This window comes from Streptomyces sp. BK239 (assembly GCF_004217285.1).
Lineage (GTDB): Bacteria > Actinomycetota > Actinomycetes > Streptomycetales > Streptomycetaceae > Streptomyces.
Genome location: NZ_SHKS01000003.1, coordinates 238,082 through 253,699, shown reverse-complemented (window position 1 = coordinate 253,699; position 15,618 = coordinate 238,082). Strand labels below are relative to the sequence as shown.

At 70.7% G+C, this 15,618-nt stretch carries 15 protein-coding genes; 2 read left to right on the top strand and 13 right to left on the bottom strand.

The annotated features are described in order from the left end of the window. The first annotated feature begins 8 nt into the window (after positions 1–8). Positions 9–1,187 (top strand): molecular chaperone DnaJ, encoded by a 1,179-nt coding sequence (dnaJ, locus tag EV567_RS11060; protein ID WP_130438712.1) that lies wholly within the window; start codon positions 9–11, stop codon positions 1,185–1,187. 5 nt (positions 1,188–1,192) lie between these two features. Beyond that, positions 1,193–1,645, top strand: coding sequence for a heat shock protein transcriptional repressor HspR (locus EV567_RS11055; protein WP_130438710.1), 453 nt, complete (start codon positions 1,193–1,195; stop codon positions 1,643–1,645). 47 nt (positions 1,646–1,692) lie between these two features. Here the strand turns inward: EV567_RS11055 and EV567_RS11050 are convergent, their stop codons facing one another. The 13 genes from EV567_RS11050 to EV567_RS10990 form a co-directional block, all read right to left on the bottom strand. Further along, positions 1,693–1,956 (bottom strand): hypothetical protein, encoded by a 264-nt coding sequence (locus tag EV567_RS11050; RefSeq protein ID WP_130438708.1) that lies wholly within the window; start codon positions 1,954–1,956, stop codon positions 1,693–1,695. A gap of 22 nt (positions 1,957–1,978) precedes the next feature. After that, positions 1,979–3,472 (bottom strand): WhiB family transcriptional regulator, encoded by a 1,494-nt coding sequence (locus EV567_RS11045; RefSeq protein WP_130438706.1) that lies wholly within the window; start codon positions 3,470–3,472, stop codon positions 1,979–1,981. A 133-nt stretch (positions 3,473–3,605) separates the two neighbouring features. Further along, entirely contained in the window at positions 3,606–4,253 is a 648-nt protein-coding gene (locus tag EV567_RS11040) for a hypothetical protein (RefSeq protein ID WP_242620754.1), read from the bottom strand. Further along, positions 4,250–5,341 (bottom strand): hypothetical protein, encoded by a 1,092-nt coding sequence (locus tag EV567_RS11035; protein WP_130438704.1) that lies wholly within the window; start codon positions 5,339–5,341, stop codon positions 4,250–4,252. Before EV567_RS11035 ends, EV567_RS11040 begins: the two co-directional genes overlap by 4 nt. Continuing rightward, complete coding sequence (locus tag EV567_RS11030) at positions 5,338–5,961, bottom strand: hypothetical protein (protein ID WP_130438703.1); 624 nt, start codon at positions 5,959–5,961, stop codon at positions 5,338–5,340. The genes EV567_RS11035 and EV567_RS11030 overlap by 4 nt, the downstream gene beginning before the upstream one ends. A 25-nt stretch (positions 5,962–5,986) precedes the next feature. Next, entirely contained in the window at positions 5,987–6,616 is a 630-nt protein-coding gene (locus EV567_RS11025; protein WP_130438701.1) for a hypothetical protein, read from the bottom strand. Positions 6,617–6,676: 60 nt separating this feature from the next. Then, a complete protein-coding gene (locus EV567_RS11020; protein ID WP_130438699.1) occupies positions 6,677–7,849 on the bottom strand; it encodes a hypothetical protein in 1,173 nt (390 codons plus the stop codon). Then, positions 7,846–8,457 carry a hypothetical protein gene (locus EV567_RS11015; protein ID WP_130438697.1) on the bottom strand — a complete coding sequence of 204 codons (612 nt, stop codon included), beginning with the start codon at positions 8,455–8,457 and terminating at the stop codon, positions 7,846–7,848. Before EV567_RS11015 ends, EV567_RS11020 begins: the two co-directional genes overlap by 4 nt. A 28-nt stretch (positions 8,458–8,485) precedes the next feature. After that, the gene (locus EV567_RS11010) at positions 8,486–9,115 is read right to left on the bottom strand and encodes a hypothetical protein (RefSeq protein WP_130438695.1); all 630 of its coding nucleotides are present in this window, start codon (positions 9,113–9,115) and stop codon (positions 8,486–8,488) included. Positions 9,116–9,154: 39 nt separating this feature from the next. After that, positions 9,155–11,338 carry a hypothetical protein gene (locus EV567_RS11005; protein ID WP_130438693.1) on the bottom strand — a complete coding sequence of 728 codons (2,184 nt, stop codon included), beginning with the start codon at positions 11,336–11,338 and terminating at the stop codon, positions 9,155–9,157. A gap of 19 nt (positions 11,339–11,357) precedes the next feature. Further along, positions 11,358–11,927, bottom strand: coding sequence for a hypothetical protein (locus EV567_RS11000; protein WP_130438691.1), 570 nt, complete (start codon positions 11,925–11,927; stop codon positions 11,358–11,360). 12 nt (positions 11,928–11,939) lie between these two features. Continuing rightward, positions 11,940–12,503, bottom strand: coding sequence for a hypothetical protein (locus EV567_RS10995; protein ID WP_130438689.1), 564 nt, complete (start codon positions 12,501–12,503; stop codon positions 11,940–11,942). Positions 12,504–12,577: 74 nt separating this feature from the next. Further along, the gene (locus EV567_RS10990) at positions 12,578–15,580 is read right to left on the bottom strand and encodes an ATP-binding protein (protein ID WP_130438687.1); all 3,003 of its coding nucleotides are present in this window, start codon (positions 15,578–15,580) and stop codon (positions 12,578–12,580) included. Between the last annotated feature and the right edge of the window lie 38 nt (positions 15,581–15,618).

The window sequence follows — 15,618 nt, the reverse complement described above, 5'->3', positions numbered from 1 at the left end:
CGTCGAGGATGAGCACCAAGGACTTCATCGAGAAGGACTACTACAAGGTCCTCGGCGTCCCCAAGGACGCCACCGAGGCCGAGATCAAGAAGGCGTACCGGAAGCTCGCCCGCGAGTTCCACCCGGACGCCAACAAGGGAAACGTCAAGGCTGAGGAGCGCTTCAAGGAGATCTCCGAGGCGAACGACGTCCTCGGCGACCCCAAGAAGCGCAAGGAGTACGACGAGGCGCGCGCCCTCTTCGGAAACGGCGGCTTCCGTCCGGGTCCCGGCGCCGCCGGCGGCAGCTTCAACTTCGACCTGGGCGACCTCTTCGGGGGCGCCCAGGGCGGAGGGGGAGGCGCCGGCGGCTTCGGCGGCGGGCTCGGTGACGTCTTCGGGGGACTGTTCAACCGCGGCGGCACCGCGGGGACGCGCACGCAACCCCGGCGCGGACAGGACATCGACACCGAGGTCACCCTCAGCTTCACCGAGGCGATCGAGGGCGCGACGGTCCCGTTGCGCATGACCTCCCAGTCCCCGTGCAAGGCCTGCTCCGGCACCGGCGACAAGAACGGCACACCGCGCGTGTGCCCGACCTGCGTGGGCACCGGGCAGGTGGCGCGCGGCTCGGGCGGCGGGTTCTCCCTCACCGACCCCTGCCCCGACTGCAAGGGCCGCGGTCTGATCGCCGAGCACCCCTGCACGGAGTGCTCGGGCAGCGGCCGCGCCAAGTCCTCCCGCACGATGCAGGTCCGCATCCCCGCGGGCGTCACCGACGGGCAGCGCATCCGGCTGCGCGGCAAGGGCGCCCCCGGCGAGCGCGGCGGCCCGGCGGGCGACCTGTACGTCGTCGTCCACGTCGGCTCCCACCCGGTCTTCGGCCGCAAGGACGACAACCTGACGGTGACGGTGCCGGTGACGTTCACCGAGGCGGCGCTCGGCGGCGACATCAAGGTGCCCACCCTGGGCGGTCCTTCGCTGACGCTGAAGCTGCCGCCCGGCACGCCCAACGGGCGCACCATGCGCGCGCGGGGCAAGGGCGCGGTCCGCAAGGACGGCACCCGCGGCGACCTCCTGGTCACCGTGGAGGTGAGTGTTCCCAAGGACCTGTCGGGGAAGGCTCGTGACGCACTGGAGGCGTATCGCGAGGCGACCGCGGAGGAGGATCCGCGGACGGAGCTGTTCGAGGCGGCGAAGGGAGCATGAGAGGCATGGACGGCCGTCGGCGCAACCCGTATGAACTGACCGAGGAGACCCCGGTCTACGTCATCTCGGTGGCGGCCCAGCTCTCCGGCCTGCACCCGCAGACCCTGCGCCAGTACGACCGCCTGGGCCTGGTCTCCCCGGACCGCACCGCCGGCCGGGGCCGCCGCTACTCGGCCCGCGACATCGAACTGCTGCGCACCGTCCAGCAGTTGTCGCAGGACGAGGGCATCAACCTGGCCGGCATCAAGCGGATCATCGAACTGGAGAACCAGGTCGCCGCACTGCAGTCCCGGGTCGCCGAACTCCAGTCGGCCCTGGACGGCGCGGCGGCGGCCATGCAGCAACGAGAGGCCGCGGTACACGCCTCGTACCGCCGCGACCTGGTGCCGTACCAGGAGGTACAGCAGACCAGCGCGCTGGTGGTATGGCGCCCCAAGCGCCAGCAACAGACCGACTGAAAAGGGCCGGGAGGCGACAAGCCTCCCGGCCCTTTCGTTCGGGTCCGTCAGGTGAGTTGTTCCGTCGATCCGTCCGGGTGGATCAGGAGGCGGATGGCGCCGCCGTAACGGTTGTCGGTGATGGTGGCGGGGGTGGGGGCTCCCAGTTGCTGGGCGCGCTGCTGGAGGATCGAGAGAATGACCTCCTGGATGTCGCCGTAGGGCGGCGCGGTGACCGGTACGCCGTCGACCAGGCCGGCGTTGGGGGAGAAGACGTGCACCTGGGCGTCCGCCGTGGCCGGCTGCGGCGTCGGGGTGGTCGGTTCGGTCATCGGGTTCCGGGTTCCTTCCGGCTCAGGCGCTCTTCGCCTGGTCCTGACCGGGCCGTGCGGCCGGGTCGGGCAGAGCGTGGTCGGTGACGGCGACGGTGCGAGCGTACGTGCCCCGGGCGAGGCGTCGCAGGCGACCGGACTTGACCATGGAGGAGAGGACGTTGCTGATCGTCTTCGAAGGGTCGCCGTAGACGCCGGGCGGCAGCGCGCGCAGCACGTCCCGGGCGGAGAACGGGCCGGGGAAGGTGGACACGGCCGTCTCCACGGCGGCGCGGATGCTGGGCGCGGTGGCCGGACGGCGGTGCGGTGGGGTGGCCGCGACCCGGCCGGGGGAGCCGGACGGCACGCCGGGGGCGGCCGGAAGGTGGGCGCGCAGGCCCCGCAGGGCCGTACGAAGCGGTTCCAGGCCCGGGCCGTCGGCGTCCTCGGTGGCGGCCAGCATGGTCGCGACCTTCTCGATGTTGGTGAGGGAGGCGGCCAGTTCGCGCAGGAGGGGCTCGAGGAAGTCGCGGCGCAGCGCCGCCACCGGGTCGGTGGCCGCGAGTTCGACGGAGACCGAGCCGGTGAGGGTGCGCAGGGGCGCGGCCTCCGTGGTGGCGTCGGGGCCGGCCGCGTCGCAGGGGGCCAGCTCCGCCACGGCACGCCGTACGGCGCGGACGTCCCGGAGGAGTTCGGGAGTGACGTCCCCGCCGGGAACGCTCGTCAGCATCGTGGCGAGCTGTTCGAGGCTGGTGAGGGCGGGCAGAGCGGAGCGGATCAGCGGGCCGAGCAGGGTCTGTCGTACGGCCTGGGCGGGATCCTCGTACGAGAAGGCGATCCGTTGCCCGGACTCGGCCGCTGCCATGTCCTGTGTCCTGCTTTCGAGTTGTGGTGACGGGGGTGGGGTGGGTCGGTACGTCGGCTGCGTGCCGGTGTGCTCGTGCAACGGGGTGGGAATTGCGGACAGGGTGCGACGCAACGCCCTTCTTTGCGCCGCAAGTTGCTCCTGCCGGATGTCGAACGCGTCGAGAATGGCGTCGATTTCGGGCCAGCCGTGTTCGGAAGGGTGGAGGGCCGCCGGGTCGGTGGTGCGCGAGCGCAGGCGCATCAGTCGGCGGGAGGGGTCCCCGGTGCCGGTTGCGGCGGGGCCGGGTCCGCGGTCGTCGGGCGCCGGCGGGGCGGGGAGGTCGCCCGCGGCGTCGCCGATGCCGAGCGTGCGGCGGATCCAGCGGCGGTCCTCCTGCGTGGTCGCGGCCGCGTAGCCGTAGGGCTCGGCGTGGACGACGGCGTCCTGGAGGCACTCGGCCCACAGTGGGCAGGAAGCGCACAAGTCACGGGCCGTGCGGGACAGGACGAGGTGCCGGCGGCGCAGTGCGGGTGAGCTGTCGGGCAGGTCGGTCGACGGTTCCAGCAGCGGGTGCTGGAACACGTCCGGGCGGCGCTGGCAGGGCAGGGCGGCGTCGGCTGTGCGACCCGCGTGAGTCCCCCGTGCAGGCCCGCGCGGTGGACGCGCGGGCAGCGCCGTATGGCTGGCCATACGCATGTGTGTAGTCCCCCGTGGTAATGCCTGATCCGGGTGGACTCTAGTTCGATCCGTCAATGCCGTGCAACGCATCTGCAAAGCACGTACGGATCTGGCACAGTGACGAGACCAGATGTTCACAGGGGCCTCAACTGTCCTTGGAGTCAGTGGCGTTGCGCCGACGGAGATGGGCGACGGCCTTGTGGGCACGGGTCGTAACCGCTTTCGCGCCGTTGCCGCGGGCCGCCAGCACACCGATGACGCCCAGGAAGCCGAGCGGGACCGAGGCCTGCGGCCAGAACATGCCGACGGCGGAGACGATGACGAGGATCACATCCGCGATGCATACGGTGACCCCGCGCCGGCCCGGGTGTTCCTTCACCATCCACGCGCCGAGGAGAGCCATGCCGGCGAGCGCCCAGTAACCGAAGGCGGCCTGTCCGGCGACGGCGGCACTGGTGCTCATCCGGGCCGAGTCGCCCACCGCGGAGAAGTAGCCGGTGAAGGCGGCGGTGAGGATCGTCGCGCCGAGGGCGAGCAGCAGCTGCCCACGACGACGCAGCAGCCACAGGACGCCGCCGAGGACGAGCAGGACGCAGACGGTGACGAAGCTGGAGCCGCTCTGGGAGGCGATGGCGAAGAGCGTGTAGGCGGCGGCGAGCCCGAAGACGAGACGCGGGAGCAGGCGGGTGGCCCAGGAATCGTTCGGTTCCTGGCGAAGGAAACGCCGAACGAGACGGGCCCGGCTCCCGACGGGCGGGGCGGGCCGCCGCGTGGACCTTCCTTTCACACTCATCCCAGCCCCGTGCCGGTGGCTTGCCTGCCGAGGTCGGGGGAGGGCGGGGCCTTCGACTCGGCGGGCGGGGTGGTGGAGGCGGGTGGTGGGACGGTCGGCTTGGGGTTGAAGCCCAATTGCCATACAGGGACCTTGGCCGACGCAGGGGGGCTCGGGGTCTGGACGACGTCTGCTTCGGCGGTGGGGGTTGCGGGGGTGTGTGCTTCGGCGGCCGGCTGAGCTTTCGTCCCACCGTCGTGCTGGGTCTCCTGCTCCGCCTGTCTGCGGGCCGCACGCTCGGCACGTTCGGTCGTGACCGCGGCGACCTCCGATCGCAGGGCCGCTTGCCGCTGAGCGGGGTCCTGAGTCGGGTAGGCGACAGGGTCGACGTAATGCGCCTGGGTGGGGTCGTTGAACTGCAGGACGGCGCGTGCGGCGTCGGTGCCGAGCTCGGTGCGCGTCTCCTGCGGCCAGGCTTGCGGGGCCTCGTAGGCGAAGTGGATGTTGTCCAGACCGACGTCCCCGTTGCCGTGGAGGGTGGGGAGCTCGCGGTTGTAGAGGATCGAGCGGGTGTCGGCGTACTGGGCGAAGACGGCGACGGGGCCTTTGGCCGCGGCGGCGTAGGTCTCGGAGATGTTGCCCCAGCACTCCCGGGTCCAGTCAGTGGTGAAGCCTTGCTCGGCTCCGCCGAGAGCCTCCAGGACCTCCGGCTCCCATAGGTGCATCCCGTTCAGCCTGCGACCCGCGGCCGACGTTTCGAGCGTCTGGGCGGTGCCCGGCTCCTGCTGGTTCTGAAGCTCGGCCCAGGCCTCGGCGATGTACCGGTTGTCCAGCCAGGCGCCCGGCGCGCGTTCGTCGTTGATACCGAAGGACCAGAACGCGCTTGTCGGGTGGATGCCCTCCGGGGGCCGGACGCCCTCCGGGGCCTTGGTCAGCGCTTCGATGTACTGCTTGACGTGCAGGCCCTGAGCTGCGGCTTCCTCACGAAGTTCGTCGGCGATCGCTTCGGCCCCTTCCGGCGTTCGCGCCATCGCCTGCCGCTTCGCCTCGTCCTTCGCGAGACGGATCGCGAGTCGTTCGACTTCCTCGGGTATGCGGGGAGCGCTCACAGTTCTCCGGTCTCAAGCGGTCGGGGATAGAACTTCACGGCCATGTTCGCGGCGCCGGCGTAGCGCCCCTGCGCGGTTCCCGAAGCCAGAGCGATCGCCATGACGGTGAGCGGCCCGCCGCTCCCCCGCTGCATCCAGCAGGCCAACCGGTAGGGGTTCTTCCGCGTGAGCCGGAACTCCCGTGACCCCAGTGGATGTGTGCCCAGCGACTCGGGGAAGTCGTCGGCCTCCCAGGTTCCCTCCCACGCCGGTTCCCCGAGAACGGAGCACGCGGCGGTCAGGTACACCGGCCACGCCTTGTCCGCGGCTTCCAAGACGGCGGGGTTGTCCTCGACAGTCTCGGCGCCGGCCCCCCAGATCCAGTGGCTGAGGTTGTCGACAGGAGCCCAACTGCCACCGGATGCGTTGAGGTCCAGCTCGCCACCGGTGTCGGTCCGTACTTGCAGCACACGTTCGAAGCTGAGCGGGACCCAGCCGAACTGGGCGCACCACATGTCCAGGCCCTCGCCCGGGTAGGGCGGGCCGGCCCAGACCGTCGGCCAGTCGACATCCGTCAGTCCGCGCAGTTCGGTGACCAGTTCCTGCGGGGTTCGGTCCTTCGGACCTGAAGTGAGTCCCATGATCAGCTCCTCTGGTTCCTCGTCGTCACAACAGCCAGCCGGGGCCCTCGTCCCCGGAGTCGGCCGGCCCGTGGCAGGCCAGGGAGATCGTCGCACTGCCCGGCCCCCAGCCCGCCGCCGTACCGGGCGAGAGGCCCGCCTTGAGCACGAACAGCGGAGCCCCCGGCGTACGGAAGGACCAGACCGCCAGGCGGTACGGGTCGCGGTGTTCCCGGCGCCACTCGTCGTCGCCCCAGTACGCGCGGCCGGGCGAGGCCGGAAAGCCGGGCGTGTCCCAGTCGCCGTTCCAGGTGGGGGCGCTCAGGACCGCCTGGACGGCGTCCAGGTAGCCGGGCCATATCGTCGCGGCGAGCGAGGACACGGACTCGTTCTCCGCCGTCGAGGCGGCCCGCACCGACCACAGCACCTGCTCGACGCGGGTGACCGGACGTCCGGGGGCGACCGCGGCCAGGTGGAGGCGGGCGCCCTCGGCCGTAAGGACCCACTGTCCCGCGTCGAACCACAGCGGGCGCCAGCCGAAGCCCGTGCACCAGCGGTCGCGCTTCGTCTCGTCCTCCGGGACTCCGGCCCATACCGTGGGCCAGTCCACGCCGATGAGCCGCTCGAGTTCCGCGACCAGTCGTTCGGGGCTGCGGTCGGCGGTCAGGGCGGGCATGGGGTGGCTCCTCAAGGCGGGGCGGGGTTTGACGGGTGGTCGGGGTCAGACGCGGCGTGGTCACATTCCCAGGCCCGGGTCGTTCGACTTCTCGGGGGTCGGAGGGGCATGTGTAGGTGTCGTGGCGGCGTTGCTCGCACTCGGCGCCACAACGTTCTTGGCCTCCACCTCGACGCCGGGCAGGAAGACGCCGTGCGTGCCGGCGGGCGTGGCCCCGGCCTGCGTCACCGGCTGCGACACCGTCGCGTGGACGTCGACCGTGACACCTGGCAGGAAGACACCGTGAGTGCTGACGGAAGGAGTTGCGATCTGGCTCCGTCGTTGCTCCTCGACGGGGGGCCCGGAGACCTCTTGCTCCGTGCTCAGATCCGCTTCCGCTTGCCGCTCGGCTTCGGTCTGCTGGGCGTCCACCAGGGCCACCCGCTCGCACGCTTCGAGGATGGCGGCACGCTGGGCTTCGGGGGTGGGGAGGGACCGCAGGTGCTCCAGGTCCAGATAGCCGGCCTCCCAGTACTTCTGCGTCGGCGGATTGTCCGGATCGGGAGCCTTGAAGTGCACATGCGACCGCACGGGCCCCGAGGACAGCAACTGTCGGCTCTCGGGCGGCAGCCCCTTCAGCAGGTCTCCGGGCAGGTCGTACATGAAGTGGATGTTCTCGGGCCCGGTACCCCTGCGCAGCCGGGGCATCTCCGTCTCGTAGGCGACACTCCACGGGACGAGTTCTCCGCCGAAGACGATCGCCTCACCGTCGGTGGCCTTGGCGTAGTTCTCCGACACGGCGCTCCAGGCCTGGCGCGCCAGAGCGTTGCCCTGCTGCTCGTTGAGGCCGAGCACCTTGTAGACGTCGGGGTTCCACAGGTGGAGCTCGTCCAAGGCCTGCCCGCCCGGCGTGCCCTCCAGATAGCGGGCGCTGTCGGGCTCGTTGCCGTTCTCCATGTCGGTCCATACGGCGGCGAGGAACTGGCTGCTGAGCACCTTGTCCATCGGCAGGTCCGGGTGAGGTATCCCGTATGACCAGAAGGCGGACTTCATGCCCTCACGAGGAGCCGCGACGTCGAGTCCCTGGGCGTACTCGACGACGTATTCCTCCACCGTCTTCCCGGCCGCAGTGGCCGCCTCGATGATCTCGTAGGCGATGCGCTCGCCCTCGCCCTCCTCCAGAGCTGCACCGTGGGCGGTCTGAAGGGCCAGCGCACGTTGGACAGGTGTCTGGACCAGGGTGGCCTCGCTCACTCGGTCTCCTGGGGATAGCAGCCCACGTTGATGGTGACGCCTCGCAGGCCTGCCCCCGACGGCGTGACCCCTCCGCTGAACACTTCGAGCGCGATCGTCGGTTCCTCGGCGCTCGCGCCGCGCCAGACGGCGAGCCGGTAGGGGTTGCGGTTGCGCAGGCGGCGCTCGCGGGAGGGCAGCCAGTGGCCGCGGCCCCGGGGTTCGGGGAAGCCGGGCGAGTCCCAGGCGCCGGAGAACTCCGGTGTGCCGAGCACGGCCCGAGCGGCCCCCTCGTACCGGGGCCAGGCCTCAGAGGCCGTCTCCAGCACCTGGTCGTTCTCTGCGGAGCTGTCGGCCCGCAGATGCCAGGTGGTCCAGCCGAGCGACCTGACCGGGCTCCAGCCGCCCTCGACCACGGGGTTGAGGGTCAGCCGGCCGTCCGTGGCGGTGCGCACGCTGAGGACACGGTCCTCGGCCAGCGGCTTCCAGCCGAACAGCGCGCACCAGTCGTCCAGAGCCTGGCCCGGGTTGGGCGGTCCGGCCCAGACCGCGGGCCAGTCCACGTGCTCCAGGCCGGCCAGTTCCCTGCCCAACTGCTGCGGCGACTCGTCGATCTCGAAGGTCGGCATGTGCGCTCCTGCCTCTGTTTCTCGTACGTCAGTGCCGATCGACCGGGCCGTTGCCTCCCGGTGTGCCGTGGCCGTGGCAATTGAGCCCGATCCTCGCATCGGCGGCCGCCGGCTCGGCCTCGGAACCTGTCCCGAGCGTCATCTGCAACTCGATCACGGGGGACTCGGGCGTACGGAACGACCACACCGCGACCCTGTGCGGGTCCCCCTGCTCCAGACGCCACTGGGGGCTGTACCAGGGGCCGCGCCCGGGCAGTTCCGGGAAGTCGGGGGCGTTCCACGTGCCGTTCCACCGGGGCGCGCCCATGAAGCCACGCAGCGCGTCCAGGTACGACGCCCAGCGGGCCTCCGCAAGTTCGGTGACCCGCTCGTTCTCGTCCGTGCCCCGGGCCCGGGCCGACCACGCCGTGTGCTCGACATGGGTCACCGGGCTGCCTGGTGCGGCCGAGGCGAGGAGGAGGCGGCCGCCCTGTTCGGTACGGACTCGCAGGCCGCCCTGGAACCACAGCGGGCGCCAGCCGAAGCCCGTGCACCAGCGGTCGCGCTTCGTCTCGTCCTCCGGGACTCCCGCCCATACCGTGGGCCAGTCCACGCCGATGAGCCGCTCGAGTTCCGCGACCAGTCGGTCGGGGCTGCGGTCGGCGGTCAGGGCGGGCATGGGGTGGCTCCTCGGGGTGAGGTGGACGGGCGGTCGGGGTCAGACGCGCCCGCTGGGGCCGCGGGGCTCGCGCGGGGGTGGGGGCGGGGTGGGAGCGGAGGGTGCGGGCGGTTGAGGCTGAGCCGCCGGGCGGGGGATCGACGGTTGCTGCGCAGGCGGTTGGGCCTGGGTGGCCGCCGGCCTCGGCTGCGGCTGCGGCTGGGCAGGCTGCTGCGAGGTCGGCTGCGGTGCCGCCGACGGGTCGGCGCCCTTGTTCGGCACCGCCGCGCTCACCCGGCCGGTGCGCCGGGTGCGCTTGGCCTCCTCGGCTTCCTCCCGCTCCTGCTTGTTCTCCTTGACCATCGACCGGTAGTTCTTGTGCGTCATCCGCGTGCCCTCGTAGGCGGCCTGGCGTTGCTCACGCTGGCCCACCGGGAGGAGCCCGGCGCGCTGGAACCTGGCCCCGAGCAGTCGCCGGTCGACGTTGCGGGCCGCCGTGCCCGCCACGCGTCCCGCGACCCGGCCCATCGTGCCGTCCTTGGGCTTGACCAGACCCGCGGCCTTGTCGGTCAGGTTGCCGCCGGCCGCGCCGGCCGCCTCCCCGACGCCCAGGGCGTCGTCCGCGCCCGCGACCTGCGGGGAGAACTTGCCGGACAGCAGGTTCTTCAGCAAGGTGATCACGGCGACGGTGACCAGGAGAAGCATCAGCAGCTGCATGCCCAGCGGGACCTGGAGCGGCAGGATCAGCTGGTAGAACAGCAGCAGGATCGTGAGGATCACGCCGAATCCCGCGCGCAGGACGAAGCTGTGCACGAAGGTCTGCCACCAGCCCCGAAGCAGCTTCTGCTGGGTCGGGTGGATCGAGATGATCGCGACCAGGGGCAGCAGGATCACCATGATGAGCGTGACCGCGTGCCACAGGAGCGTCAGGGCGCTGAGCACGATCACCATCAGCCCGACGATGAGGGAAGCCACCAGAGCGTAGACGCCGATGCTGATGCGGTTGGCCGGCTTGTGGCCGGCCCACTGCTCGTAGACCCGGGCGCTCTCGTTCTTGGCTATGTAGTTGCGCAGTTCCCCGTACTGGTTCTCCTTGGCCTTGATGATGTCCTTCTCGTCCTGCTCGATCTCGGCCTGCGACGGGTTCTGGTAGTACTCGATGTTCGACACCGACTGGACGGACACCTGCTTGACGCGCAGGTCCGTGCATCGTTTGCCCGTGCCGAACTCGCATTTCCCGGCGCCCTTGTACTCCATCCGGTCCTTGCCCGGGTCGCCGAACTGGCCGATGGCCCACGGGCGGAACGCGAGCGTGTCGTACATGGCGCAGCTCGATATCCGCATGCCGCGCTGGGGTGCGTTGGCGGGCAGGTCACACGGTGGGTTGACGTCGTTCACCGAGCCGTCCAGCACGGCTTCGGTCAGCGCGGCGTTCACCTGCGCGATGCCCGAGTCGGCCTTCTCGACAACGGTCACGTAGTTCCCGTCGACCAGGAACGCGGACACCGCGATCACGACGAAGGCGGCCCAGCCCACGCCCGACCAGACCTCACGCATGTCGCCCTTGCGCCACTTGCCGAACACCCACAAGCCGGTGAGCAGGATCATGGTGGGCACGGCCAGCTTGAAGACGCCGTTGTTCAGGCGGTCGACGACGCTGTCATCACCTGAGACCGAGCCGTCGTACAGGGCGGCCAGGGGGCTCGGGTTGGAGGAGATCTCCTTGATGCTGATCGCGGCCCGGCTCACGATCTTGCTCATGTCGAAGATGGCCTGGGCGATGCTGTTGTAGATCTCGTTCTGGAGGCTGCAGTCGTTGCCGCCGGCCGGCTTGCCGCGCTCGTCCTGCTGGGCCTGGCTCTGACTCTGCTGGGTCGAGGCCCAGTTGAGTCCTCGCATGGCGCTGAGCTCGTAGAGGGTGTACTTCGACGCGGGGCCGTCCATCCGGGTGGCGCCGGAGACGAGTTCGCGCTTGCCGTCCCACTGCTTCACCGAGGGGAAGACGTTCTCCGCAGCGGGGCCGGGCATGTCGGCCATCTGGTCGAGGCTGTCCGACGTCCAGTCACACGTGTCGAAGAGAGCGTGTGCCGGCTGCGGGGCGGAGAACGAGAGCGCGACCACCGCGAGGACCAGGAACAGCCCGGCCCGCGCGGCGGCACCGGTGGAGACGAGCGCCTTGCGCAGCGATCGCCTGGTCCGAGGGCGCGTCGGACGGCCCACGCGCGGCCGGATGCGGGTCAGCATGAGAAGCCCTTCGGACGGATCAGATCTCGGCGGGGAAGTAGTCGGTCAGTACGCACCCCTCGACCAGCGCGGGCTCCTTCTTGTAGCCGCTGGGCAGGTGGAGGCCGGGATCGCACGAGAGGTACTTGAGACCGGACGCCTTGAGTTCCTTGACCGTCTGGTCGTCGCCGGGCTCCACCACGAAGTTCTTTCCTGCCAGAAGGCCGCTGTAGTTCTTCGCCTTGAGCGTGGTCTGGAACTTCTTCATGTCCGACAGCAGGACCAGGGTGTTGGAATCGTGGTACGCGTCCCGGCAGACGGCGCGTTCCTTGATCCCCCAGTCGGGGAAATGCTTGTCCAGACCCTCCCCCCAGGCGGGGTCCTTGTCACGCAGGGCGGAGTCGTCGTACTCGTCGCCGGGGGTGAGGCCCGTACAGGACGTGTACTTGTTCATGAACTGCTCGATGGACGCCATGTCCGCAGCCTCCGGCAGCCCGGGGCTCCCCGCCGTGCCGTCGCCGTCGCTGTTGCCGTCGTCGCCTCCGCAGGCGGTCAGGGACGCCGACATGAGGAGAAGGGCGCCGACGGTGATTGCTCGCTTGATGCGCATGGTGTCACTCGCTTACTCGGGAAGATGATCGGTCAGGACGCAGCCGTCCACGAGGCCCGGCTTCTTCTCGGCGCCGCTCGGGGCGGAGAAGTCCGCGTCGCAGGTCAGGAACCGCAGGCCGGACCCCTGAAGGCTGCGGACGGTTTCGTCGCCCACCGGGACGACCGCGAAGTCCTGGCCCACGAGGAACTCGGAACCGTCCTTCTTGACGGCCGTCTGGAACTTCGTCATGTCGGAGACGACCAGGAGGGCGACGGGGCGGCCTGACCCGTCGGTGCAGACGCCGCGCTCCTTGATGGCCCAGGAGGGCTCCGCGGCCTCGTCCGTGCCCCAGGCGCGGCCGTCGCCCTGGTGACCGGCGTCGTACTCGGCGCCGGCCGTCAGGTCCTGGCAGGAGGTGTACTCGTTCAGGTAGGACGCGACGGACGTCAGGTCCGCGGCCTTCGGCAGCCCGCTCGCGGAGCTCCGGTCGCCGCCGGTGCTCGCGCCCCCGTCGTCGTCACCGCCTCCACAGCCCGCCACGCCCGTCAGCGCGATGAGGGCGGCGCCTGCCGTGAGCGCTCGCTGGGTTCGCATGGTGTCCGTTTCTCTGGCGTGGTGGCTTGATGGCGTCGTGGGCGATGGCGTGACGGGGCCGGCCGGGCCGTCCGTCATGCCGGTCGGGCGGCCGGTTCCGGTGTCGGGGTGTCGGGCGTCGCCGGGTCCTCCTCCGCCTCCTGCAGGAACGTCCAGTCCCACACGCTCAGCGGGGGGTTGACGCCCTGGCGGGCCGGGCGGGTGGTGCCGTTGGTGTCGGTGGCGGCGAGGATCTCCTTGAAGACCAGGTCGACGGCGACCGTGCCGACGCGTTTGTCGGCGTCGCGCTGGAGGCAGACGCCCGTGCGCAGGTCCTGGAGGGCGGCGATGACCTTGGGGTCGTCCTCGGGGCGGCCGAGGAGCGGGGCCACCAGGGACGCCTCCTGGGCCGACTTCTGCTTGAACGCGAACACGGTGTGGATCTGGTTCGCGCCGCCGCTGCGGGCCTCGGAGTCCTCGATCTGGACGAGGTCGATGGCCTGCTGGGTGATCAGGACCGTCACGGCCAGGTAGGAGCGGCCCTGCTTCAGGGCCCGGCGCATCAGGTCGCGGCCCGACTCCGTGGCCGTGACGACGTACGCCTCGTCGACGAAGAGCGCCTTGGGGCGCAGACCGACCTGGCCGGTCACCGGGTTCTTCTCGTAGCCGACGTCCAGCATCTGGCTGCCCAGCTCCACGACCGCCATCAGGGCCGTCGCCGCGAGGCGCTCCGCCGGGTTCCAGTTGCGCGGGTCGGAGGCCGCCGGCGACTGGAAGCCGCGCAGGGTGATGACCGTGCGGCGGCCCCGCATGCTGGACAGCGGCTGCGGGTGCTCGGCGAAGGCCAGCCGGGCGTAGGGGAGCGTGCGCAGCTCGGTGAGGAGCATCTGGGCGAGCTTGAGGTCCTTCTGCGCCTCGCGGTCGCCGGACGCGACCGCGTGGTCGTACGCCGCCACGACCTCGTCGACGACCTGCCACAACGTCGGCCGCGGTACGGCGAGTTCGGCGTCACGGGCGGTGTGGCCCTGCTCGACGGCCTGGCGGATCGCGGAGTTGTAGCGGCCGATGACGGTCGCCATCGCCTCGATGACGGGCAGGCGTACGCGCTGGTAGTCGTCGTCGCCGAGGAAGCCCCGGAGCATCGACTCGGCGAGCAGGCGGCCCGCCGGGACGTCCCTCGCGATCACCCAGGGGTCGAGCACGCCCGCCTGGCCCTTGAGCAGGTCGACGACCTCCGTCTCGGCCCAGAACTCCGGGTTCACCGGCTGGAACCGGCTGGCCGGCGTGCCCAGCACACCCGACTCCGCGTCGGCCGCGAAGGCCGGGTCGTTCACCTGGGCGCCGAAGGCGAGGTAGTAGCACAGCTGGGCGAAGTCGGTCTTGGGGTCGATGACCAGGCAGCGGACGCCGGACTCCGACTCCTCGTAGAACTTCTGCAGGGCGAGGGAGGACTTGCCGCCGCCGGACGCGCCGACGATGGCGAGACCGCCGCCGTCGTTGCGGGCCGGGCCCACGTGCAGCGAGTAGTGGACCGGCATCTTGCCCGCCCAGCCGACCAGGTTGCCGACCCAGCCCAGACGCTTGCCGGAGCGGGTCTCCGGATTGTCGCCCAACTCCGTTCCCGCGGTGGGCAGTCCGGCCCCCAGCTGCTCCACCTCCTGGAGGCGCAGATACGGCGCGATCGGCAGCTTGGGCGCGTCACCCGGGAGTTGGGACTGCAACAGCCGCCACTGCTGGCGGCTCGGACGCAGCAGGGTGACCTTCAGGTCCTGCTTGAACTGCATCTCCAGAACCCGGCGGCGACGCTCCAGCTCCCGTACGTCCGGAGCCGAGATGGTGAAGCGGATCTGCGCCTCCATGCCCGGCATCTTGTGCTCGTCGATGTCGTCGACGAGTTCCTGCGCGCGGGTTACCTGGCTGGCCAGCTTGGTGTCGGGGGTGCGGCCGGAGTTGGCCATGTCGTTCATCTCGTCGACGAGGTTGCCGCGGATCTTGTCGGCGCGGTCCTTGAACCTCAGGTACGGGATGAGCGTGAACCGCATGTCGATCTCGACGGGGAAGTCGACGTGCTGGGCGGCGTAACGGGCCCAGGCCGTCGACTGGCGGAAGCGGGTCTCGGCGGGCCAGTTGGCGGCGACGAGGGTGGTGGTGTAGCTGGTCTGCTGCTCGCCCGTCACCTCGTCGTACTGGTGCAGCACGATGTGCGTCTTGCGGTTCTCGCCGGAGAAGTCGACGACCAGGTCGAACTGGTCGGGGCCCCAGGCGCGCGAGCCGAGCACCGGCTCCGGCGGGACCGGCAGGTCGCCGTGGAGCGGCTTGCGGATCAGCCAGACGAGCTCCTCACGGCTGAGCGGGGACCCCTTGAGGCCTTCCAGGCTCTCGTGCACTTCGGTTGCGACCTGCGCCCACTCGGCGACGACGTGCGGGGCCAGGTGCTCGTCGGCGACACCGGTCGCGGTGGCGGCGGCCTGGTCGGCGGCGCCGCGTACGCCCCGGAGCAGGCCGGGCTCGTCGTACGGCTCGTCGTCCTGGGCCATGACCCCGGTGCCGCCGCTCGCGCGCTTGAGCGAACCGAGCTTCACCAGCAGGACGTTGCGCTCCCGCTTGGCGCCGATGCGCTCCTGGTACTCGGCCTTGCGCAGGTTGTACGCCTTGTAGTTCTCCGTCGGGTCCCAGGCGACCGCGTTCAGCTCCTCCGCCCAGGTCAGCGCGGTGATCGGCTGGTACACCTTGCGGTAGTGGCACTCCACGCCCCGGTCGCCGCGGGCCAGGTTGAGCAGACCGCGGGCCGGGCCCTCGGCCATCGCCTGGAGCTCGCCGGCGTTGAGGTACTCGTCGATGGCGTTGGGCAGGACCAGACCGGTCCACACCGAGTCGCCGTGCACGAAGATCATGTCGTCGGCGTAGCGGTAGGGCAGGCGGAGGTCCTCGCGGCGCGCGGCGGAGGTCGAGCCGGGCTGCCGGGCGCGCGAGGAGTTCCGCGACGAGGACGACTGCGTCCGGCCGCCCTGGCCCTGCTTCTTGCTCGAGGTGGCGGCCATGATCATGGCGACCACGAAGAAGGCGGCCGCCCCGCCCAGGAGGATCAGCATGAACATGGAGTAGTCATCCTGCGGATAGAAGACGTCGGTCAGTG